Source organism: Pseudarthrobacter sp. S3, from assembly GCF_050156905.1.
In the GTDB taxonomy this organism is placed as follows: domain Bacteria; phylum Actinomycetota; class Actinomycetes; order Actinomycetales; family Micrococcaceae; genus Arthrobacter.
Window position 1 is genome coordinate 3,318,981 of sequence record NZ_CP189583.1, and the last position, 20,253, is coordinate 3,339,233.

23 protein-coding genes are annotated in these 20,253 nt (G+C 65.3%); 7 read left to right on the forward strand and 16 right to left on the reverse strand.

Annotated features, from left to right (window positions below):
- Positions 1–56 precede the first annotated feature (56 nt).
- The 3 genes from ACQCSV_RS15940 to ACQCSV_RS15950 all read right to left on the reverse strand — a co-directional run bounded on the left by ACQCSV_RS15940 (position 57) and on the right by ACQCSV_RS15950 (position 3,764).
- Entirely contained in the window at positions 57–2,132 is a 2,076-nt protein-coding gene (locus tag ACQCSV_RS15940) for a PhoX family protein (protein ID WP_426938771.1), read from the reverse strand.
- 152 nt (positions 2,133–2,284) lie between these two features.
- Positions 2,285–3,298 carry an o-succinylbenzoate synthase gene (locus ACQCSV_RS15945; RefSeq protein ID WP_354153190.1) on the reverse strand — a complete coding sequence of 338 codons (1,014 nt, stop codon included), beginning with the start codon at positions 3,296–3,298 and terminating at the stop codon, positions 2,285–2,287.
- 64 nt (positions 3,299–3,362) lie between these two features.
- A complete protein-coding gene (locus ACQCSV_RS15950) occupies positions 3,363–3,764 on the reverse strand; it encodes an Hpt domain-containing protein (protein ID WP_354153189.1) in 402 nt (133 codons plus the stop codon).
- A gap of 219 nt (positions 3,765–3,983) precedes the next feature.
- On the opposite strand from ACQCSV_RS15950, the gene ACQCSV_RS15955 reads away from it, so the two are divergent.
- Both ACQCSV_RS15955 and ACQCSV_RS15960 read left to right on the forward strand, forming a co-directional pair.
- Positions 3,984–5,180: an MFS transporter gene (locus tag ACQCSV_RS15955; RefSeq protein WP_426938772.1), complete on the forward strand. Its 1,197-nt coding sequence runs from the start codon at positions 3,984–3,986 to the stop codon at positions 5,178–5,180.
- A gap of 224 nt (positions 5,181–5,404) precedes the next feature.
- Complete coding sequence (locus ACQCSV_RS15960) at positions 5,405–6,313, forward strand: phosphatase PAP2 family protein (RefSeq protein ID WP_354153187.1); 909 nt, start codon at positions 5,405–5,407, stop codon at positions 6,311–6,313.
- Between the two features lie 41 nt (positions 6,314–6,354).
- Here ACQCSV_RS15960 and ACQCSV_RS15965 read toward each other — a convergent pair whose 3' ends face one another.
- The 5 genes from ACQCSV_RS15965 to ACQCSV_RS15985 all read right to left on the reverse strand — a co-directional run bounded on the left by ACQCSV_RS15965 (position 6,355) and on the right by ACQCSV_RS15985 (position 10,057).
- Complete coding sequence (locus ACQCSV_RS15965) at positions 6,355–6,843, reverse strand: hypothetical protein (RefSeq protein WP_354153186.1); 489 nt, start codon at positions 6,841–6,843, stop codon at positions 6,355–6,357.
- Positions 6,840–7,478, reverse strand: coding sequence for a signal peptidase I (locus tag ACQCSV_RS15970; protein WP_354153185.1), 639 nt, complete (start codon positions 7,476–7,478; stop codon positions 6,840–6,842). The genes ACQCSV_RS15965 and ACQCSV_RS15970 overlap by 4 nt, the downstream gene beginning before the upstream one ends.
- Positions 7,468–8,076, reverse strand: coding sequence for a SipW-dependent-type signal peptide-containing protein (locus tag ACQCSV_RS15975; RefSeq protein WP_354153184.1), 609 nt, complete (start codon positions 8,074–8,076; stop codon positions 7,468–7,470). The genes ACQCSV_RS15970 and ACQCSV_RS15975 overlap by 11 nt, the downstream gene beginning before the upstream one ends.
- A gap of 71 nt (positions 8,077–8,147) precedes the next feature.
- The gene (locus tag ACQCSV_RS15980) at positions 8,148–8,687 is read right to left on the reverse strand and encodes an alternate-type signal peptide domain-containing protein (protein ID WP_354153183.1); all 540 of its coding nucleotides are present in this window, start codon (positions 8,685–8,687) and stop codon (positions 8,148–8,150) included.
- Positions 8,688–8,839: 152 nt separating this feature from the next.
- Positions 8,840–10,057, reverse strand: coding sequence for an MFS transporter (locus tag ACQCSV_RS15985; protein WP_426938773.1), 1,218 nt, complete (start codon positions 10,055–10,057; stop codon positions 8,840–8,842).
- A 120-nt stretch (positions 10,058–10,177) separates the two neighbouring features.
- Between ACQCSV_RS15985 and ACQCSV_RS15990 the strand changes: the two genes are divergently transcribed.
- Entirely contained in the window at positions 10,178–10,519 is a 342-nt protein-coding gene (locus tag ACQCSV_RS15990; RefSeq protein ID WP_354153181.1) for a hypothetical protein, read from the forward strand.
- Positions 10,520–10,555: 36 nt separating this feature from the next.
- Here ACQCSV_RS15990 and ACQCSV_RS15995 read toward each other — a convergent pair whose 3' ends face one another.
- The 3 genes from ACQCSV_RS15995 to ACQCSV_RS16005 form a co-directional block, all read right to left on the reverse strand.
- The gene (locus tag ACQCSV_RS15995) at positions 10,556–10,894 is read right to left on the reverse strand and encodes a hypothetical protein (protein WP_426938774.1); all 339 of its coding nucleotides are present in this window, start codon (positions 10,892–10,894) and stop codon (positions 10,556–10,558) included.
- Between the two features lie 190 nt (positions 10,895–11,084).
- Complete coding sequence (locus ACQCSV_RS16000; RefSeq protein ID WP_354156362.1) at positions 11,085–11,240, reverse strand: hypothetical protein; 156 nt, start codon at positions 11,238–11,240, stop codon at positions 11,085–11,087.
- 6 nt (positions 11,241–11,246) lie between these two features.
- A complete protein-coding gene (locus ACQCSV_RS16005) occupies positions 11,247–12,878 on the reverse strand; it encodes a S8 family serine peptidase (RefSeq protein ID WP_426938775.1) in 1,632 nt (543 codons plus the stop codon).
- 345 nt (positions 12,879–13,223) lie between these two features.
- On the opposite strand from ACQCSV_RS16005, the gene ACQCSV_RS16010 reads away from it, so the two are divergent.
- Positions 13,224–13,379 (forward strand): hypothetical protein, encoded by a 156-nt coding sequence (locus tag ACQCSV_RS16010; RefSeq protein WP_426938776.1) that lies wholly within the window; start codon positions 13,224–13,226, stop codon positions 13,377–13,379.
- A gap of 416 nt (positions 13,380–13,795) precedes the next feature.
- On the opposite strand, the gene ACQCSV_RS16015 is transcribed toward ACQCSV_RS16010, so the two are convergent.
- Genes ACQCSV_RS16015 through ACQCSV_RS16025 form a run of 3 tightly spaced genes read right to left on the reverse strand, consistent with a single transcriptional unit; the run spans position 13,796 to position 16,535 of the window.
- Positions 13,796–15,421 (reverse strand): radical SAM protein, encoded by a 1,626-nt coding sequence (locus tag ACQCSV_RS16015; protein ID WP_426938777.1) that lies wholly within the window; start codon positions 15,419–15,421, stop codon positions 13,796–13,798.
- Entirely contained in the window at positions 15,418–15,780 is a 363-nt protein-coding gene (locus ACQCSV_RS16020; protein WP_354156358.1) for a hypothetical protein, read from the reverse strand. The genes ACQCSV_RS16015 and ACQCSV_RS16020 overlap by 4 nt, the downstream gene beginning before the upstream one ends.
- Positions 15,777–16,535 carry a prolipoprotein diacylglyceryl transferase family protein gene (locus ACQCSV_RS16025; RefSeq protein WP_354156357.1) on the reverse strand — a complete coding sequence of 253 codons (759 nt, stop codon included), beginning with the start codon at positions 16,533–16,535 and terminating at the stop codon, positions 15,777–15,779. Before ACQCSV_RS16025 ends, ACQCSV_RS16020 begins: the two co-directional genes overlap by 4 nt.
- Positions 16,536–16,650: 115 nt before the next feature.
- Here ACQCSV_RS16025 and ACQCSV_RS16030 point away from each other — a divergent pair, with 115 nt between their 5' ends.
- The 3 genes from ACQCSV_RS16030 to ACQCSV_RS16040 all read left to right on the forward strand — a co-directional run bounded on the left by ACQCSV_RS16030 (position 16,651) and on the right by ACQCSV_RS16040 (position 18,384).
- Entirely contained in the window at positions 16,651–17,403 is a 753-nt protein-coding gene (locus ACQCSV_RS16030) for an NAD(P)H-binding protein (protein ID WP_354156356.1), read from the forward strand.
- 255 nt (positions 17,404–17,658) lie between these two features.
- Entirely contained in the window at positions 17,659–18,063 is a 405-nt protein-coding gene (locus ACQCSV_RS16035; protein WP_354156355.1) for a DUF202 domain-containing protein, read from the forward strand.
- 3 nt (positions 18,064–18,066) lie between these two features.
- Positions 18,067–18,384 carry a DUF202 domain-containing protein gene (locus ACQCSV_RS16040; protein ID WP_354156354.1) on the forward strand — a complete coding sequence of 106 codons (318 nt, stop codon included), beginning with the start codon at positions 18,067–18,069 and terminating at the stop codon, positions 18,382–18,384.
- Between the two features lie 30 nt (positions 18,385–18,414).
- Here ACQCSV_RS16040 and ACQCSV_RS16045 read toward each other — a convergent pair whose 3' ends face one another.
- Together ACQCSV_RS16045 and ACQCSV_RS16050 are read right to left on the reverse strand one after the other, a co-directional pair.
- Positions 18,415–19,695, reverse strand: a complete 1,281-nt coding sequence (locus ACQCSV_RS16045; RefSeq protein WP_354156353.1) for a MinD/ParA family protein — start codon at positions 19,693–19,695, stop codon at positions 18,415–18,417.
- 338 nt (positions 19,696–20,033) lie between these two features.
- On the reverse strand, positions 20,034–20,171 hold the full coding sequence (locus tag ACQCSV_RS16050) for a hypothetical protein (RefSeq protein ID WP_426938778.1): 138 nt from the start codon (positions 20,169–20,171) through the stop codon (positions 20,034–20,036).
- Between the last annotated feature and the right edge of the window lie 82 nt (positions 20,172–20,253).

The window sequence follows — 20,253 nt, forward strand, 5'->3', positions numbered from 1 at the left end:
TACAGTCCCTAAAAGGCCGGCAAAGGGACCAAAAGTGATAGAGCAACGTAAAGGAATCAGCCGCGGAACACCTGGACTACCGCCGGACGGGGCGCACGCACCTGGCCGCGGGCCGGCGTCGTGCCTTCTGCAACGTAGTCCGGGAAGAAGGAGTGCTGGTCCGCGAACGAGCCGTCTTCACCCGGGTGCTGCACGGACACGAACACGTTCCGCTCCTCGTCGTGGACGATCGGTCCGCAGGTTTCCGCTTCCCTCGGCACGGCCAGGAACTGCTCCACCTTGCCGCGCTCGGCTCCTTCGAGGGTGACCTTGAAGAGGCCGTCGGCCTTGCCGATGCCGGCGGGGGCACCGTCCGTGGAGATCCACAGGTTGCCAACGGAGTCGAACGCGAGGTTGTCCGGGCAGGAGATCGGCGAGACCTTGTCCACCGGGAAGCCGGAGAAGTAGGTCACGTCACCGGTGGCGGGATCGCCGCAGACCATCAGCAGGTTCCAGGTGAACGCGGTGCCGATCTGCCCGGGAGCCTCGGTGATTTCCACGATGTGGCCGTCGCGGTTGGCGTTGCGCGGGTTGATCTCCGTGGCGCCTTCCTTGCCAACCTTGCCGCGGTCCGAGTTGTTGGTGCAGGCCACATAGACCTTTCCCGTGAGGAGGCTCGGTTCCACATCCTCGCAGCGGTCCATTTTGGTGGGGCCCACCTTGTCGGCGGCGAGGCGGGTGTAGACCAGGACCTCTTCCAATGTCATGCCGGGCACGGCGGAGGCGCCGTCCACCACCAGGGGCAGCCATTCGCCGGTGCCGTCGAAGGAACCGTCGGCGGGCACGTTGCCGGCTCCGGTAATCTCCTCCAACGGTGAGTTGCCCGTGAACCTGGCGACGTAGAGGTTGCCCGCGGAGAGCAGCGTCATGTTGTGCGTTCGGTCGCCCTCCCGGTACTTCCCGGCCGAGACGAACTTGTACAGGTAGTCGAAGCGTTCGTCGTCGCCCATGTAGGCCACCACATGCCCTGAATCGGCCACGATCACGTTGGCGCCCTCGTGCTTGAAGCGGCCCAGCGAGGAGTGCTTCTTCGGGGTGGACGTGGGATCGAACGGGTCAACTTCCACGATCCAGCCGAAGCGGTTGGTTTCGTTTTCGTAGCCGGCGTTGCGGGTGTCGAAGCGGGGCTCGTCCAGTTCCCACTTGCGGGCCGTGGATTTGGAAGAGAGGCCGTACCGCTTGTCAGAAACGGACGTGCCCGGGGAGACGAAGTAGCCATTGAAGTTTTCCTCGCCGGAGAGGATGGTGCCCCACGGCGTAGTGCCGCCGGAGCAGTTGCCCAGGGTGCCCTTGATCTTGCGGCCGCTCGGGTCCGCGACGGTCCTGACCAGCGGGGAGCCGGCAACCGGACCGGTGAGTTCGTAGACCGTATTGTTCAGGTACCGGCGGTTCAGCGGCGCGCCCTTGACGTAGGTCCACGGTTTGGTGGTGTTCTTGCGCTCCAGCTCGACGACGCTCAGCCCGTGCGCTGCGGCACCCACCGCGCGGACGTCGGCGGCAGGCATGGTGGCCGGGAACATGATGTTCTCGTTCGTGTATTCGTGGTTGGCGAACAGCAGGCCACGGCGGCCCTTGCTGTTCGGGATCTCCAGGATGTCCGTGTAGTCGTTGTTGTAGCCGAACTGCTTCTCCTGCGCGGCGGCCGTCTGGTTGTTCAGATCGAAGTCCGGCGTGCCGTTGAAGATCGGGTCGCCCCAGCGGATCACGGGCTGCCAGGTGAAGCCTTCAGGCACCGTGAAAGCGTCGACGGCGGCGTCCACCGGAGCGATCGGCGTGAACTTCAGCTTCGACTTCGCGAAGCCCTCCTTGGCGGCGGGCGCCAGTCCGGGACCGCCGGCAACGGCCGGTTCCGCGGAGGTAATGGCGCTGCCGAGTACGACGGCGAGCGCACCGGCGGCGCCGAAGCCCAGGGCGGCGCGGCGGGACATGCTGGCGGACGCGATGTCGCGGAAATAGCTGTTGGCGCTGGTGTTGCAGACATCGCCGGAACAGGCGTTGTCGCACTTCAAGGCGCAGGTGACGGCACTGCGCTTGCCCTTGGTGTGGCCGAGCATGGGCAGCAGGGTGAACTTGCGGGCTGTCGTTTCAGACAAGGGGTGCCTCCAAATTTACGATCGGGTCCCGGCCACCCTGTCAGCCGGTTCCGACGCTCAGCCGTCCGCCGGGTGAAGTTCCGGTGAACCGGCGATGACCTGCAGAGATATGCGAGAGCGTTCGTAAAAAGCCCACGTTAAGTGAGAGAGCGTCAGGAAGCCAGGAGGGCGTGGACGCGGCCGAGTCGGGCCAGCCACCAGTCGCGGCGTTCGGCGGAAGCCGCAAACCGCTCCAGCAGCCCGGCGTCGGCGGTGACGTCGCGGAGGCGGATGGCGCCGTCGTCGGCCACTAACGGATCCAGCGTGATATCCGAGGCGAACAGCGACACCGTCCCCAGCCCGCACGCGTACGGCAGCTCGGGCAGGGCAGCCGCCAACCCCAGCCCGGCGCGGATCCCCACGGAGGTGTCCAGCGCAGAACTGACGACGGCGGGGAGGCCGGCCTGCGCCACGATGTCCAGCGCGCGCCGCACTCCCCCGAGCGGCGCGACCTTAACAACCAGCAGGTCCGCCGCGCCAGCCCGCGCCACGCGTAGGGGGTCGGATTCCTTGCGCACGCTTTCGTCGGCCGCGATCAGCACCGGCGTTCCGGCGGCGCGCAGCCGGCGGCGCACCTCGGCGAGCCCCTCGATGGTGGGCACGGGCTGCTCGGCATATTCAAGCCCGGCGGCGGCGAGCAGGGTGAGTGCCGCCACGGCGGTAGGCACGTCCCAGCCACCGTTGGCGTCGACGCGGATGGCGGCGTCGGGCAGGGCGGCACGGACGGCGGCGACCCGGGCGGCGTCGTCATCGAGTGTCTGCCCGCATTCGGCCACCTTGATCTTGACGGCATCCACCCGGCCGAAGCGGGCCAAGACGTCGGGCACGCGGTCCGCGGAAACGGCGGGCACGGTGGCGTTGACGGGGATCACCGAACGGACGGGTGACGGAAAGCCGGCCCAGCCTGCCTCGATGCTGGCGGCTAGCCAGCGGGAAGCCTCGGCATCGGCGTATTCGGGGAACGGGCAAAACTCGCCCCAGCCGTGCGGGCCGCGCAGCAACAGGGTTTCGCGTTCCATGATGCCGCGGAACTTCACCCGCATGGGCAGGCTCACCACGTGCGCAGCAGCGAGCAGTTCGTCCAGGGCGGGGAAGGCGGCAGGCGGCAGGGCGGCATCAGCGGGCATGCCCTTCACTGTACAAGCGCGGCAAGGTCCGCGCTGGTCTCTGCAGCGTTAGCTGAACCCGGCTTCAGGCGGAGTGCAGGCATCTCTGCAAGATATGGGTGGTCTGCCGGGCGCAGCGAATGATCTCCCGGAGGCGGTCCGCTGCCAGCCGGGGCAGGACCCTGGCAGGCTCAGCATCGACGGTCTCTTCGCGAAGGGACCGTTCAAGGTCCATGGCAAGTCCGGCCAGGCGTTCCGCGCCCACCATCTGGCTGGAAGTCTTGAGGCTCAGGACCGCATCCATCGCGCCGGCCAGGTCACCGGTGGTAAGGGTCAGCCGCATTTTTTCAGTCCGGAGGGGCAGGTGCTCGATGAAGTTCTGCACGAACACCTTCCACACGCCGTCATCGTCATCGAGCTCGGTGCGCAGCCTGTCCAGCACTGCCGGATCCAGGAGGGGCAGGGCGTTGCCGTCGTCCGGCGCCATGACTGTCCTTCCTGCCCCAAGAAGCGGTATACCGATGGACGTCCCGTGAGTCCCCCACTCGAAGCTATTCGCACGTGGAGGCCGAAAGCATCAGTAGTCGGTACTCGACTTTCATCTGAGTGGCACTGGGTGCAGACGAGCTATCCGACCCTTATCGGCGGTTGTTACGCTTTGCGGTGTGATTTCCCTAAAACCGGCGCCCTGTCTCGAAGTGCACGCGTGAGCGCCCCGGCACCGGTGGTCTACGCCCGGGCGTCAACCCTCCCCCTGTACGCGGCCGGGTTCGTCACAGCGTTCGGCGCCCACAGCATCGCCGCCGGCATGGGCGCGCAAAGCGAGAACATCGGCCTGACGCTGCTTAACCTGGGTATCCTGCTGGCCCTGTACGACGTTTCCGAGGTCTTCCTCAAGCCGGTCTTCGGCGCCCTGAGCGACCGGATCGGAACCAAACCCGTCATAGTCGGCGGCCTCCTGGCCTTCGCGGTGCTGTCGCTGATCGGCCTCTGGGCGGCGGATCCCCTGATGCTTGGACTGGCGCGGCTGGGGCAGGGCGCTGCGGCTTCGGCCTTCTCGCCGGCATCGTCCGCGATGGTTGCGCGGCTGGCGGCGGGTAAGAAAGCCGGGACCTACTTCGGCCGGTACGGTTCCTGGAAGAGCCTGGGCTACGTCATCGGCCCCCTGCTGGGTGCCGGACTGATCCTCGCGGGCGGGTTTGCCCTGCTGTTCGGGGCCCTCTCGGTGCTGGCGGCGGGCACCGCCGTGTGGGTGCTGGTGTCCGTTCCCCACCTGCCGCCGCTCCCCCGGCAGCGCTACACCGTTCTGGACCTTGGCCGCCAGGTCACGGAGCGGCGCTTCCTCGTGCCGACGCTGGTGCTAGCGGCCTCGACGGGAGCGCTCGGCGCGGCGATCGGGTTCATCCCCGCCCTCGCCACGCGGCACGGCCTTGGCCCGGTTGCCGGCACAGCCGCGGTCAGCGTCCTGGCCATCACCTCGGTGCTCACCCAGCCCTGGATCGGCAGGATGCGCGACGCGCACCGCATCAGCGACAACAAAGGGACGACGGCGGGGCTCCTCCTTACCGCCGCGGGCGTCGCCCTCATCGCCCTCACCCCGGGTCCGGTCACGCTGTTCATTGCCGCGGCGGCCATTGGCGCGGGAGTCGGCCTGGCCACGCCGCTCGGGTTCGCGCATCTGGCCGACACCACGCCGCCGGAGCGCATGGGCCGGACCATGGGTTCGGCGGAGCTCGGCCGTGAACTCGGCGACGCCGGCGGGCCGCTGCTGGTGGGCGGCATCGCCACCCTCACCGCCCTGCCGTTCGGTCTCGGGGCCCTGGCACTGCTGGTCGCGGCGGCCAGCATCCCGCGCCTCCCGAACGCCGCTACCCCGGGTCCGGGCGCACCTCACACGCGTTAGGTAGACTGCTGGAAATACCGCACGCGGGAGGAAACCCAGCATGAACCGCTAAGCGTGTCAGGTAGCTTATGGCGCTGACCTAACACGTGTCAAGTGTCACATCCGTGCTGCTGGCGCTCGCGGTCCGGCCTGCGGCGAATGCCCAAAAGTTACGCAATTCGGCCAGTCTGGGGCCACGAAACAGCCCTGCGGGTCCTCCCAGTTTTCTGTGACACCCTTAACCGATGACCATTCCACGCCAGGCACCACCGCGGACCCCTGCCCGCCCCACCCCGGGCTCCGGCTTTATGTTCGCGTTCGCCTGGCTCGCCTGCATTGTGGGCCTGATCGCCACCTACTACTACTTCGTCCAGACCAGCACGGGCCAGTTCATCGATGAATCCGCGCTGGTTGAGGCTGTGGACATCTACGGACCCGCGGGCAAGGCAGCCACCGAGTTCCTGGACTGGCTGCCCACCATCTCACTGGTGGTGGCCGCCGTCGTGGTCCTGTTTGTCACGGTGATCCGACGGCGGTGGTCGGCTGCCGGGATTGCAGTCACCGCGTGCATCGGGGCGAATATCGCCACGCAGGTCCTGAAGGAAGTACTGCCCGCGCGTCCGGACAAGGGCGTGGTGACGCTGGAGCTGAATTCCCTGCCGTCCGGGCACACCACGCTGGCGGCGTCGGCTGCGGCGGCGGTTTTCCTGATGGCCTCGCCGCGGTGGCGTCCGATGGCCGGGTTTGTGGGCGGCACGTTCGCCATCGCCTCCGGCGTCTCCACGCTGATCAACCAGTGGCACCGCCCGGCCGACGTCGTCGCAGCGTTCCTCCTGGTGGGCGCCTTTATGATCCCCGCAGGCTGGCTGATCATCCGGAATGGCGCGGCGTGGAACGTATGGGACGGCCTTGGCACGCACGTGGGTTCGGCCAAGATCTGGCTCACACTGCCGGTGGTGATCGGGCTCGTGTCGGCGGGGGTTGCCGTGTATTCGTTGGCCAAGATCGCCCCGGGTCCGCTCCAGGAGGACAGCACCACCAACTACTTCTGGGCCGGCATCTCACTCATTGTGATTGCCGGATACCTGGCCACCGTGGCCACCACGTCGCTGTTCGCGTACTCCGCACGACGGCGGGACTCGCCGAGGCGCTGACGGCACCACTGCGGCCGCACAGGCCTTCGCAGGCTGGTTGCCTAGCAATAGACCTTCTGGTTTTTGGATTCCACCTTCAGGGTGTAGTTAGCAGAGGCCTGTGTCTGGTCTGTGGTGTATGTGGCAGTGACGCGCACTGTCAGTAGGGTGGCCGCGCCGCCGTCCACCACGATCTGCGAGCTTCCAGCAAGGGTAATGGTGCCTGGCGTCGTGGTGGAGTTGATGGTAGTGGCCACGGAATAGGTGGGCCCATAGCTCCCGTCGGCCTGGAGCGCGGCGTAGGTCAGTGTGGCTGGCGCCGAGGGCACGGTGACGCTGAGGGTGGCTTCCTTCTGCGAGGAGGTGTTTGAGCAGGTGATGGAGGTGATGGCGGGCCCGGGCCAACTGCCGTTCGCCGTCACGGTCATCGTGGCGGCGGCTGACTGTTGCCACAGCGCCGCCGCGGGGCCGCCGCCCAGGCCAAGCAGAACTGTGAGGGCGAAGGCTCCAACGGCCAAGGCCGGCACCTGGAGGCTGCGGAGTTCACTCACGCCGCCGGCTCCGCCCCGGTGCCCCACTTACGCATTTTGCGCACTGCTTTGAAGACCACCGTGGCGCCGTACCCAATAAGGCCGGCTGCGGCCAGCTTGGTCCAAAGGTCGCGGTCCACATTGCCCAGCGCATTGGCGGCGAATCCCGCGTATGGAACCGCATAGAACAGCTTGCCGGTGACCTGTGGGGCGGTGACCGGTTCGGCATCGTTGGCACCGTTGTTGTCGCCCCTGGTCACGAGGGTTCTGTCCCCCGACTGGGTGGCGCCAAAGCCCACGATCCGGTGCGTTTCGACGTCGGGCCGGCCTGAGTACATCTGGAAGGTGATGACGTCCCCGTAGGAGAGTTCGTCGAAGGCCGCGGGCTTCATCACCAGGAACGTGCCGGGCGGGAACTTGGGCGCCATGGAGTTAGTCAGAACGGTGTAGGTCTGGGACCCTGTGGCCCGGGGAACCACAACCAGCACCAATGCGGCGAACACGGCGATCATCATGACCACCAGGTTCAGCACCCGCCAGGCCGCGGCCCAGAAAACACTGCCGGCAGGCTTGGAGCCTTCACTGCCGGCGGAGTCCGATCGGGTGGAGCCGAAGCCTGAACCGCGGCCGCCTGCGAAGTACAGATCAGCAGCCACTGGGCACCCCGCAGAGCTGGCGGGCGGTGATCGGAAGGGTGATGTTCACGGCTTGGCCTTTCACGGTGGACGGGGCGGTGGAACTGAGGCTGACCTGGAAACAGAACACGGTGCTCGTGGACTTGGGGACGGACGCTGACGTCAGCCCGGCTGGTGTCAGCGCCGTGTATCCGGTGGTTGTGGCGCATTGTGCGGTCGAGGTGACATTCTTGGCGCTGACCGTGAGGTACTGGGCCAGGACGCCGCTGCTGACGTTGGCGAGGGTTGCCTGGCCAACGGTGAGCGTCGCGTTGAAGGTTCCGCCGGCGTTGCTGCCGTTGGTGATTGCAACGTTGGCGTAGACCGAGTTTCCTGGCGAGACTGTAGCGGTTTGCGTAAGGTTCAGGCTTCCTGCCTGTCCTCCGGCGAGGGTCATGTTGGTCACCTGCCCCGAGGGGCTCGCGGTGAGGGCGACATCAAACGAAGCAGCGGAGACGATTCCCGGGGCAGCGGTGGTGCTGGCGTTCCACAAGGCGTAGGTGCCTTGGACTGTCAGCAGTCCGAGCACCACCGCTGCTGCGATGAGTAAACCGGTTCGCAGCATCCGCGGGATCCGCATTGTTCCTCCTGGTCCTGATCCTAATCTTTCCAGCCTGGCGGTTGGCCGATTGGCCAACCGCCAATCTCCGACTAGGACAGGCCGGACTGCGTGACCTGCGTCAGCTGGAAGGCAACGCTGTTGAAGTTGTACGAAACACCCACGTCGGCGCGGCCGGCGGTCGTGGAGAGGAATTCAAAGGTGATGGTGGCTGTCACCGTCTGGGCGGAGCCGGTGGGCTTCAGCGGGTTTGCTACAGCCGTACCGCCGACCGTCAGCACCGGAGCGGAAACGGAGACATTGGCAGGGGTGAAGCCGTTGGTGGCGGTGATGCCGGTGGTGGCGACGTTGGCGGCCATCTTGTCTCCCACGAGGGTGACGGGCAGGTCCTGCGTGAAGGTGAGCTTGTCGCCCGGCACTACCTTGTAGGTGGCGATAGTGACCGCGTCACCGTTGCGGTCCTTCCAGGTGCCTGCGGTGGAGTTCACCAGATTCAGGTTGCCGGAAACGATGGTGCCCGGGGTGGTTGTGGCTTCTGCGTTCCAGTTGGCCAGTGTGCCGCCGCCGCCCAGCAGCAGAGCCCCGCCCAGTGCGATGGCTGCGGATCCGGTGATCAGTGTCATGTTCTTCATGGTGTGTTCCCTAAGGCTTTGCTTGCGTGGTCTTCTTGCTGAAAACAACAATGCATGTCCTAAATCAGGACTTCAGGGGGGAACCCGTCAAGGTTTACTCAAGAAAACAGCCATCTGACCTGCGGTTTCGTCAAATCAACTGTAAATCAAAGTTAGTAATTCCGCCGGTGCTTCAGCCGCGGCAGCACAACTGCGAACACACCAGCCGCCGCGAACCCCAACAGCCCTGTCGCCGAGACACCCGCGCCCAGCGTAAAAAGCGCCGTCACTCCGGAGAGGAGGACGGGCCCGCCGGTGGAGCCTGCGTCGGCGATGAACCGCCACAGCCCCAGGAACTGGCCGCGGCCGCGGTCGGGCGAGAAATCGGCGCCGAGGGTCATGATAAGGCCGGAGCTGATGCCGTTGCCGAACCCGATCAGCAGTGAGGCCAGCAGCAGCCCGGCAAAGGACGCAGTCAAGGGAATGAGCAGCATGGCGATGCCCATGATGATGGTGGACGGGATGGACACGAAGAGCCTGCCGCGGCGGTCCATCACCTTGCCGGCCGGGTAGAACACCAGCATGTCGATCGCCCCGGACAGCCCGTAGATCACCGAAGCCTGGGCCGGATCCAGGCCCAGGTGGTCCGCCCACAGCGGGATGACCACTTGGCGGGACGCGCGCAGCGCACTCAGCAGCAGGACCCCCACACCCAGCGTCAGGAAGACGCGGGAATGCGACACGGCCACATTCCGCAGCGTCGGCTCCGGACCCTTGTGGCCGCCGTCGGGCGCTGGGGGGACGACGAGATCCGGGATGGTGACCGCCAAGACGGCGGCCGCGGCCATGCCCACCACCCCCACCCAGTACGCTCCGGCGATCCCGGCGAACTGCATCACGCCGGCACCAAGGAACGGGCCGAGGAAGATGCCGATCCTGCTGACCCCGCCCAGCGTCGACAGCGCCCGCGCCCGGAACTGAACAGGCACGGCCTCGGTAAGGTACTTCTGCCGAGCCAGGCTGAAGACGCTTGCGGCCATTCCGACGACGATCATCGCCACTGCGAGCAGCCACAGTCCGCTGGGGATCAGGGAGGACATCGCAGCGGCCACGAGCGCCAGGGCGCCCACTGCGGCGGCTCCGACGATGGACCAGCGTTCGCCGAACTTGAGCGTGATGAGGGACGCGGGCAGGTTGAAGAACCAGGAACCGAGCCCGATCAGTGTGACGATCAGCGCGGAGACTGCCACTGAGGCACCGAGGTCGCGGGCCGAGAGGACCACCACCGGGAGGACCGCTCCTTCGCCGATGCAGAACAGCAGCGCCGGCCCGAAGGCGGGTATGGTGATGCCTCGGAAGTTGAACGGCTGCGGGGTCCCTGGCGAAGTCATCAGATTTATCCTATGCCGCCGGAAATTCGCCAGCCTTCAGGGGGTCACAAGCGGCCCTGCGAGGACTAACGTTTGCCTTGTGGGGCGCTCCCGCCTGCCCCTCACCGCCAAGGAGGTCTCATGGGTGAAGTGTGGATCCGCACCATCAACAACGGATTGGTCCGGGCCGACAAAGTCACGGAAATCGCGTCCACCCGGGGGTCCCTGCATGAGGACCAGGGTTTTGCGCTGAAGGTCATCGTGGACGGCAAGGCCCACGTCGTCATTGACGACGGCGGTCTTCCGGGCACGCTTCCCGAACGGCTGGAGCACGCGCAGCATCTGGAGGATGCCCTGCTGTTCGCCCTAGACGAGGCCCGCGAAGCCGACGCATCCATGGTGGTCTTCTTCGATCCGGAGAGCGACCGCTGGACCCTCGCCGCGGCGGCGGAACTGGCCGGCGGTCTTCCCGCCGTCGGATAACCCCCGACGGCGGCCCTCCGCTAAAGGGTGAGCGGGTCAGGCTGCGACGTGGCTGAACTCGGTGGCCTTCGCGGTGACGCGCCGGGGTGCCAGGATGCTGAGCGTGCAGTGGGTCTGCTGCGGGTCAATCCTGGCGGGCAGGTGATGAGTCTCGGAGCAGGCCTGCAGCTGCCGCAGGGCTTCGGGGTCGACGCGGGCGTCCCGCACGTCCAATTCCAGATCGAGGTTGTGCTTTAAAGCGTTGGCGCGCTTCACCACAACGTAGAGGGCCTGGATGCTGTGGATGGTGACGTGGCCCTTGGCGAGAACCTGGGCCTTCGCGTGGTCGAGATCTACACGGACAAGAATGCTGAGCTTTTCGGACAAGATAATCAAGCCTTCCTTGCGTGGCTGCGACGCTGCAGCCGGGGAGGCCGCGACGCTGCGGCCAATGGCCGCGCCTCTGCAGCCTCATTCAGGGTAGGCAACGAATGTGATCTGCGCAACACCAGGTTTCATTGTGTCGGAGCCGCCCGCGTCTGGCCAGCCAAACCCGGGCCATGCTCCAGGGCTCCTGCAAAGTCGTTCAGGCGATGGTGATGCCGGCGAGTTGTAGGTCTTGGCTGGGGTAGTTGCGTGCGCCTCGGGTTGCCTTGGCGATGTTGGGGTCGCCGTGGAGTCCAGGGCAGGAATCGTCTCCGGCATCGGTGAGGCCGTTGACGCCATCGACGGCATACACCAATGTTTCTCATCCTGATCTTTGGCGTCTTGCGGCTGCCAGTCTCCTAACCATTCCGGTAATGGCCGCTCCACCAATCACGGCCATAAATGCCCCGGTCGTGATCGCCCAGACAGGGTTATCCGCTCCGGCGACGGCACGAACTTCCGAAGCACCCTCGTATGTACCGCCAACAGGAGTCAAGGAGGTGACACCACCTGGTGAGGCAGCAGAAGTCGCGCTCACTTGCGGGGTCACCATCGCTGTTGACGACGGCGTTTCCGAGGGTGTCGTTTCAGCTTCTTTAGTCACTTCGTCCGCCATAGCCTCAGGTGAAATCACTTCAGGTTTTGCCGCAGCTGCTTCCTGGGCCGCATTGCCAGCAGCAGGCACAAGCCGGGCGAAAGTGGCTGCAACCTCCTGAGATGGAGCATCAGTCCGCACAGGCGCCTGTTGTGCAGGTGAGGGTGCGGGAGCCGTAACGGGACCCTCAGGAGCAGGAAGTTCAGGAGTAGTTACAGCGGAGGCGGGCCCCGGGGCGCCTTCAGTTATAGCGAGAGTAGAAGCTGCCGATCCCTGGAGCCCACAATGTGTACCTACCCCAGCCCAGGCATCCCCTGGCTGGAGATTCGAGCAGGAGGGAGGAACAGGAGGCGTACCGGGGATGAAGAGCAACCTGTTAGGCGTTCCACCTTTGTTGGCACTAATTACACCTGTTGTAGCGTTATTGATCATTGACTGGTGAACCTGTGCGGGAGACAGTGCGGGGTCTCGGGAGAGCATAATAGCCGCCGCACCAGAAACGTGAGGGGCAGCCATTGAAGTGCCGCTCAAAGTGTTGTAGCCGGTAGAAGAATCGTTCCAAGCCGACCTGACGGACACTCCCGGCGCTTGAATGTCCACACATGAACCGTAGTTGGACCATGATGCCTGAGCGTCATTGATGTCTGTCGCCGCAACGGTAATGGCAGCCGGAATTCGGGCAGGAGAAGAATTGCAGGCATCCGCACCGTCGTTACCTGCGGCTGCAACTACCGTGATGCCGTCATTTAGCGCGCTCTGAACAGCCTGGTCAAAGGAGGAACTGGTGAAACCACCAATGCTGAGGTTCATAACTGCTGGCTGGCCGGCAACGTGGTGTGCAACCGCCCAGTCGACTCCTGCTATGGCTGTCGAGTTCCAGCCGCTACCATCGCATTCGACCACTCGGACGGGAATGATAGCGGCCTTTTTGGCAACACCGTAGGTTGTTCCGGCGACTGTTCCGGCGACGTGCGTCCCGTGTCCGTTACAGTCATTGACCCCATTGCCATCACTGATGCCCGTCCAGCTGGCAGGAACCCTGCCGGTAAATTCGGAGTGCGACATGTAGAGCCCGGTGTCCACAACGTAGACATTTACCCCGGCGCCTTCATTACCCATAGCGAATTGGCCGTCTCTTCCAGTTCGTTGATCTATTCGATCAAGCCCCCAGATGGACGTGGAGCCGGTGATTGAGACAGGGGTGTCCAGTTCAACCGATGCTACGTTTACTGATTTCTTCAGTGTCTCTATCTCATCGGAGGTCGCTACAACCACTGAAGCTTTCATCGTATGAGAGAGCGTCTCTTTGACTTCGATCCCTCTCTCTTGGAGAGAATTGGACTCCGCTTCTGCATTCACATCGCTGCCATAGTGCACAATGTATCGCTGTTCCCCTTCGGGTAGAGCAGAGGAGGACGGATGAGAAGAGGGGACCGGTAAGGGTGGGCTGTCAGTGACAGCATCGGCGTGAGCAGGGGTCAAAGACAGTGCTAACAACGCAAGGAAAACGGATGCCATGGCTTTAAGGGCACGGGGCGGACTGCCATCGCATCTGGCCTCCGCCATGCAGGCACGGGCCTCTTCGGCTGTTTTAGCGAAGCCGGGTGAATTCGGTTTGGACACGGGCTGCGGGACAAGGGGCACAGCCCCCAAGCTTAGGGGCTGTTCAGACAACATGGAAGCTCTCGAGGAGACTCATCCATAGTGATCGCGACGGCGAGCAGCAACGGCGGCCTGCGCACCTCTTCCACGGCTGCAGCCATGGTGTGGAGCCCGACGGCGTCCGTCACCGGCAGCGCGTGCGTCGCCTCCTCAGCGACGCCGGCCGCCGAGACCGGGACGCTGGACCGGGACTTCTGACGGATCCGGCGGTAGCCCCGAACAGTGCCCCTGTTGTTGGTTCTAAAAGCCGAACAGTTGAGCTGCCAGCGAATATATACCCCATAACCCAGCCGCTAACAGGATGCCCAGGTAGGCCAGGACCAGCCTCGTATCGCGGAGGTAGCAGTTTGACCTCGTCAGGCCCCTCCGTCGCGCTTTCCAATATCCTGCGAATCCGATTGCAGCGAACACGGCCAGTGCCACGGGACCGGCCGCCCAGCCGAGGAGGGCAATGGTGGCGAAGATGCAGAGCCGCAGCGGATCGAAAGTCGGCGGTGACTCCGGATCCGTTTCAGAATCAGGACTGTGTCCGTGTTGGCCTGCGACCTTCGAGCGCACGAGCTTGGACGGCGATGGCCCGGCTGCAATACGCCGCGCATCAGAAGCGGAACTCATCATTCCTCCCTGTCGCTGACTAAGACCTGGCGGACCGGGAGAAGTTCGCGGCCCGTGGCTGTGCTCATTCGTTGCCTGGCCAGGGCCGGCCAGGCCTGAACAGCACAAAACGGGGCGCACTGGTGATCGCCGGCGTCGCTCTTGGTTCCCACGTGGACGCAGCATTGCGTGAGCCGTTCCTCGATCATGGTCGAGATGTCCATGAAGGGCTTGACCATGATGCGGGTGATCCGTTCGGCGAGGAGCCGGCGCAGCCGCTGTTGTTGGCCCGGGAGCTTGCCGGCAGCCAGTGTGGTGAGTGTGCCGATGCCGAGGTCGCACTGGGTGCAGATGTTCTTCCAAAGATCCATTGTCCGCGGGTGGGACAGCGAGGCCTGCTCGCTTAACAGGTCCAGCAGGGAGGACTTCATGAGGGTGCGCAGCTCGAGCGGGATCGCGCTGTCTGCGATACGGTTGGCGATGCTGTCAGGATTAAGTTCCAGCCAGGCGAGCAGCTGATCGTGCCCGATGAGGGCTGTCAGCGAACGCCAGACCCCCGAGTCGTCCTTCAGCATGTAGCCCACGGACGCGCAGTGCGGATGTGAACACGGGAGGGCTGTCAGGTCGTGCCATGAGACCACACCTCCGGTCTGCTCCGCGAGCCGTTCGAGTACCCCCGTATGGGTCAGTCTGTCCAGGGGGTCGATGCCGTGGCCGCGCCCTGAACCGAACACTGGCTGAAGCGCAACCCCACCCACGAACGGGGTTTCCAAGGCCCTCATGACGACGGCGCCGACCTCACCGTCGTTGACGCCGAGTGTCGCTGTCATCGTCAGGGTGGTGAAAACACCTGCCTCGGACAGGCGTGCGATGGCCATGTCTTTGAAGCGGGTCAGGTCTCCCCCGCGGTGGTGGATGGATGCTTCTTTGGACGGTCCGTCGTATTGGAGGTACACCTCCACGCGGTCCCGGTGCCTGGCCAGCAGTGCAAGCAGTTCATCGTCGGTGGCCATCAGCATCCCGTTGCTGTTCACCATGATCCGGACGATCGGCCGGGCGACGAGCTCATCCAGAAGTTCGGACAGATGGGGATACAGTGTGGGCTCGCCGCCGGAGAGCATCAGCACGTCCAGCCGCCCGTTTTCGCGGGCAAGCCGGGTGTCGATATTCGCGAGCACCTCGCTGAGCGGCGCCACTCCCTGCAGCTGGGGGCCGGAGGCGGTGAAGCAGGTGGGGCAGCGCAGGTTGCAGTGCTCGATGATGTCCTGCAGGAGGATGCACGTGTGCTGCGTCTGCATGGCGGGCAGCCCGTAGGCGTAAGCCTCCGGTACCTGGCGGTAATTGCCGGCCTGGTCCGGGATGTGTTGTTTGGTCGGCGCCTGCCACTTCTCCAGGTAGCGCAGAATCTCCGGAGACTCGTCGTACAAGGTGCTGACGAGGCCGTGGTCCGGGCAGCCGCGTTCGAGCCAGACCCGGCCATCGCGGATCAGTAGCGCACCGGAGAGGCGCCGCACCTGCGCGAGCGGGGGGTTTGTCTCGTGGCAGTGGGGACAGAATGCTGTGACGTACCGGTGGATGCGGTCCCCGCGCAGCGGCTGGCCGGGGCCGGGCAGCGCGTGCCGGGAAGTAAATGGGGACGGATTCATATCCGGCTACTCATCTGAGAGAGGGCCATGACGCAGATCCCGCCGCCGAGCAGGATGAAGATCCCCAGTCCAATCAACAGCCCCGCACCCCAGCGGGAGGTGCGTGGCCGGATTGCCAGGGCACCGGCTATCGCCAGGTACGCGCCGATTGGAATGAAGACTGCAGGCCCGGCGAGGAAGGTCTTGTACCCTTCATCCGGAGCGATACCAGCTGTTGTCCCGAAATAGAGGGCATAAAGGGCAACAGTCCCCAGCAGGATGCCGAGCACCATGGAGCCGCGTCTTGGTTCAGGGGGCGGCTCCTCTTCTCGGGGCGGTGGCAGCGGGCTCCAGGCTTCTTCGGGGTTGTCATCGCTCATGCCACTCTTCCTTCCAACTCGGGGCGGAGTGGTTTCCCGAATACCCGCAGCATCCGCCAGAACAGCAGGGGGAGAATCACCAGAAGGAACCACTGGGGACGGCTCATCCCCAGCCAGAGCACCTCGTTGCCCCGGACGAACTCGACTCCGAACCGGAACAAGGCGTAGGAGGTCACGTAACAGATGAAGAGGTCGCCAGGACGCGGCAAGCGGTCACGAAAGTGCCACATCACGGCAAATGCTGCAAGGTGGAACACGATTTCATAGGCAAAGGATGGGTGGAGCCCTACCCCGGGCGGTCCGCCCAACATCGCAGCCTGCCCGGGCGTGAGCGATATCCCCCACGCACCCCCAGTCGGGGTGCCGGGCAGTTCCGTAAGGAGACAGCCCACCCGACCGATGACCAGCGCCAAGGCGACCGCGGGCGCAAGCAAATCCCCGGTGGACTCGCGGTAACCTGTCAGCCGTTTACCCAAATGGACGCCGAACCACGCGCCCACCAGGCCCGCGAGGATACTGCGGTCCCCGTTGCCCCACCAGTCCGCCAAGGAGACCTGACGGGAAACATCCCACGTGAGGACCCTTGAGCCGATGGCCCCGAAGGCAATAGCGAAACCGGCAATGGGCCACAGCCGTGGGTCGGACAGGCCGCGCCGGCGCTTCTCATAGGCGTAGAACAGCAGGGCTGCGAGGATTCCCAGCCCTAACAGGCCAGCGTGCACCAGCCCGTCTCCCGCGAGGGGAAGCCCGATCATGAGCAGAGTGTAGCAGTGACCATTCCTGTCCCCTCCGGTCCTACATCTGGACGTAGTGCCGCGTGGGTCAGCAGGTGCCGTCGGCCACCTGCGGGATGCGCCATAGGATTTGAGCATGGATATTGCCGTTCCAGGAGGTACCGGGGCCGTTGGCCAACATGTGGTGGCCATTGCCAGGGACCGCGGACATCGGGTGACAAGCCTGACCCGATCAGAAGGCGTGGACCTGCTCACCGGCCGCGGGCTCAACGAAGCCCTGCGCGGTGTGGACACCGTGATTGATGTCTCCGGGATCCAGACGCTCTCCACCAAAAAGGCCGTGGACTTTTTCGCCGCTGCCACCCGAAACCTGCTCGCGGCTGAGAAAACAGCCCAAGTACGGCACCATGTTGCGCTCTCGATCGTAGGCATCGACAGGGCTGGTTCGGGCCTGTACGCCGGGAAGCTCGCGCAGGAGGATGCCGTCCGGCACGGAGAAGTGCCGTGGACCATCCTGCGGTCCACCCAGTTTCACGAGTTTGTGCCGATGGCCATCCACGCGGCCTCGATTGGCCCGGTGGTCCTGGTTCCACAGATGATCACCCAGCCGGTCGCGGCGCGGGAAGTGGCTGAGGCGCTGGTGATCGCGGCAGAACAGGGTCCCCGCGGGCGGGTTGCTGATCTTGGCGGTCCCCGCCGGGAGCTGCTCGCGGATCTGGTCCGCGAATACCTGCGCAAACCCGGGCAGCGGAAGCTGGTGGTGAAGGTCCGGGCTCCCGGCGCCATGGGTCTGGCCATGCGCCGTGGTGATCTGGTCCCGGCGGCGGACGCCGCCGTCGGACGCCAGACGTTCCACGAGTGGCTGCAGGCCAGGCCTCCGGCCGACTAGTGGCGTTGCCTGTGGCGCATGACCGCCGCCGCGAGCCCCATGGTGCCCATCAGGGATCCGAGGATGATTGCCAGGCCTGTGAGGTATTCAAGAATGGTCATCGTTGACGCACCTTTCATATGGCTGATGCGTTGACGCTAGTTATTGATGCTCAGGATCAGCCAAAGATGGCAGGGTGTATTCCTGCAAGATTCCGCCCTGTGCCACCGGCCGGTGCTGACCGAAACCGGCCCGCACCATCCCTAGACTAGGAACGTGCCCCCACTGCCCGAGCCCTCATCCGATGCCACTCCGATACCGCGCGGCTGGCTGGCCCGCAAGCTCTTGCCGGGTGGTACCGAACCGGACCCCCGTTTCACCCTGGCCAACGAGCGCACGTTCCTGGCCTGGATCAGGACGTCGCTGGCGTTCCTGGCCGGCGGTATCGCGATCGAGGCGTTTGCGGGCGGGCTGTTCAGCGGACCCGTCCGGGAGGGGCTGTCCGTCCTGTTGCTTGTCCTTGGCATGCTGATCAGCGCGGGTGCCGCCGCCCGGTGGCTCTCGGTGGAGCGAAGCATGCGGGCCGGAACGCCGCTGCCGTTGCCGCTGCTGGTTCCGCTGCTGGCTCTCGGCGGAGCGGTAGCCGCTGGCCTCATCATTTTCCTGATCCTGGCGGGCTGACCAGTGTCCGTGCATACGGACCCGGGGCTCCAGCCCGAACGAACCGTCATGGCCTGGGGACGCACACTGCTGGCCCTGCTCACCGTCAGCTCCATTTTCCTGCGCTGGTTCCCCACTCACGGGCCGCTGGTTCTAGCCCTTGTTGCCGCGGCAGTGGTCACGGCCGGTGGCATCTTCGCCACCCAACGGATCCGGTACCGGCGAAGCTCCCGGGGCATCAACGCCGAAAATCTCCACGCCGATGCAGGCGGCGTCTTCGCCTTGTCCGCAGGAGTTGTCCTGCTCGGCGCCGTCAGCCTCTTCGCTGCGCTGACGTTCTAGCCCGCCCACCAAAAGGAGGCGGGAACGGACCTACCGGTACCCGTCCACGATCGACGCCGCGATTTCCTTGTACGCCCGCCGTGTCTCCGGCTTCAGCACGTCCAGGGTGACCAGGTCGCCGTCGGCCACTCCCCTGTCGTGCGGGACGGCGATGAGCTGGCGGCAGATCCCGGCGAGGTGTTCCTCGATGGCGTCCTTGTCCACGCGGGAAGAGACCTCCTCCTTGTCCGTGATGACCACAATCGCGTTCCGGGCCAGGTCCTCGTAGCCGTGGCTCGCCAGCCAGTGCAGGGTGCTGCGGGCACGCTTGGCCCCGCTCACCGCATACCCCGCGGCGATGATGATGTTGTCCGCCGACTGCAGGATCCCGCTCATGGCATTGTGCGTCACGCCCGTGCCGCAGTCGGTCAGGGCCACGGAGTAGTAGCTGGAGATCAGCTTGCGGATCCGCAGGTACTCGGCGGCCGTGAGCGAGTCCGAGACCTCCGGGTCCTGCTCCCCCGCGATCAGGTGCAGCCGGCCGGCGTGGTGCATGTACCGGGCCAGCGCGGTGAGGGAGTCAACGCCTTCGATGTTCGCCAGCAGGTCCGTGATGGTGCGCGGGCTGGCCTGCTGGTAGATGCCTTCGCCCAGTGCGCGTTCCACGAGGTCGCCCGAGTCCGGGTTGGCGTCGATGGCGCAGGGCGGGTCGCCACGGAATTCGGCCAGCGTCAGGCCCACGCCCACCGTGGTGGAGGTCTTGCCGATGCCGCCCTTGAGGCTGAGTACCGCGGTGTTGAAACTGCCCTGCAGCTGACGGGAGATACGGCGGCCCAGTTCGTCTTCCTCGCGCTGCTTGGCGCCGGGCCCCAGGTTCCAGGCCCCGCCCGTTAGCGCGTAGAGGGCGCCGCGGACGCCGCCCACCGGCCGCGGTTTCTGTTCGCGCACAAACAGGCCCGGGGAGCTGATGAAGTCAGGCATGGGGCTCTCGGCGATGACGTCCGCCGCGGTGGGGCGGACGCGGCGGAAGGCGGGCGTCGGTGCTTCCTCAGGAACGTACGACGACGGCGGCGCGGCTTCGTCGCGGTCGTACGCCACTGCGGAGGTGCCTGAGTCCGGCTCGGCAGACTGCCCGGCCTGCGGTACCTGTGGCTGCGCGGTCACGGGCGGCCGCGCGGGCCGGCGGGTGGGTGCAGGAACAGAAGTGTTGGGGGCAGAAGGCGCGGGACTGGCTTGGTCGGCGGCGGCCGCCGCCTCGGCCCAGGAACTGCGGCGCGGTACGGGGGTGCCGGCGTCGGGGGTGTTGGAGAGATCTGGCGTTAGGGCTGGCATGGTTCCTGTCTGGGCATCCGAAAGGGCGCCGTCGGCGCGACGGAGGTCACGGCGTCGTCGGGGCGGTTGCGGTAGCCCTGCATCTGCGATGGGGCGTGCGTTCTGATCCGCCGGATCGGGCATGTCTGTCCCCCCAGGACTTTCGGCACAAGGTTCTGCGGCACGTTACGGACTGATTCAGTCTGTAAGTCTAGGCGCTGGGGCGGGATTGTGAGGTCAGCCGCGGGTGAGCGCGGCCATTACCACCGCGGCGGTAAGGACCAGAAGGACGGCAAGTATGGCGTAGGCCTGCCATTTGGGGCGGCCCTTGTGCGGGTTGATGTCGATGTAAGGCATGGCTAGCTGCGGTTACTCCTCGTGGCGGTCACCCGCACTGCGCGTCGCTTCCGGCGCAGCACGTGGTACATCGCATAGAAAGGAATCAACAGCGTGCCCAACAGTGCGCACAGCGCCAGGACATAGTCAATGAGAGCCACTACGGTCTCCGAACGTTAGAGTGATCCCCCATGCGATCAGAGGTCACGTTATCCGTTGGTCACGTTGATGACAAGTCAAGTC

Excerpts from the sequence above, each read along its gene's own strand:
- ACQCSV_RS16030 (WP_354156356.1), top strand. The coding sequence starts at position 16,651 with ATGGATATTGCCGTTCCAGGAGGTACCGGGGCCGTTGGCCAACATGTG.
- ACQCSV_RS16025 (WP_354156357.1), bottom strand. The coding sequence starts at position 16,535 with ATGATCGGGCTTCCCCTCGCGGGAGACGGGCTGGTGCACGCTGGCCTG.
- ACQCSV_RS16020 (WP_354156358.1), bottom strand. The coding sequence starts at position 15,780 with ATGAGCGATGACAACCCCGAAGAAGCCTGGAGCCCGCTGCCACCGCCC.
- ACQCSV_RS16045 (WP_354156353.1), bottom strand. The coding sequence starts at position 19,695 with ATGCCAGCCCTAACGCCAGATCTCTCCAACACCCCCGACGCCGGCACC.
- ACQCSV_RS15950 (WP_354153189.1), bottom strand. The coding sequence starts at position 3,764 with ATGGCGCCGGACGACGGCAACGCCCTGCCCCTCCTGGATCCGGCAGTG.
- ACQCSV_RS15975 (WP_354153184.1), bottom strand. The coding sequence starts at position 8,076 with ATGCGGATCCCGCGGATGCTGCGAACCGGTTTACTCATCGCAGCAGCG.
- ACQCSV_RS15960 (WP_354153187.1), top strand. The coding sequence starts at position 5,405 with ATGACCATTCCACGCCAGGCACCACCGCGGACCCCTGCCCGCCCCACC.
- ACQCSV_RS15945 (WP_354153190.1), bottom strand. The coding sequence starts at position 3,298 with ATGCCCGCTGATGCCGCCCTGCCGCCTGCCGCCTTCCCCGCCCTGGAC.
- ACQCSV_RS16015 (WP_426938777.1), bottom strand. The coding sequence starts at position 15,421 with ATGAATCCGTCCCCATTTACTTCCCGGCACGCGCTGCCCGGCCCCGGC.
- ACQCSV_RS15990 (WP_354153181.1), top strand. The coding sequence starts at position 10,178 with ATGGGTGAAGTGTGGATCCGCACCATCAACAACGGATTGGTCCGGGCC.
- ACQCSV_RS15980 (WP_354153183.1), bottom strand. The coding sequence starts at position 8,687 with ATGAAGAACATGACACTGATCACCGGATCCGCAGCCATCGCACTGGGC.
- ACQCSV_RS15985 (WP_426938773.1), bottom strand. The coding sequence starts at position 10,057 with ATGACTTCGCCAGGGACCCCGCAGCCGTTCAACTTCCGAGGCATCACC.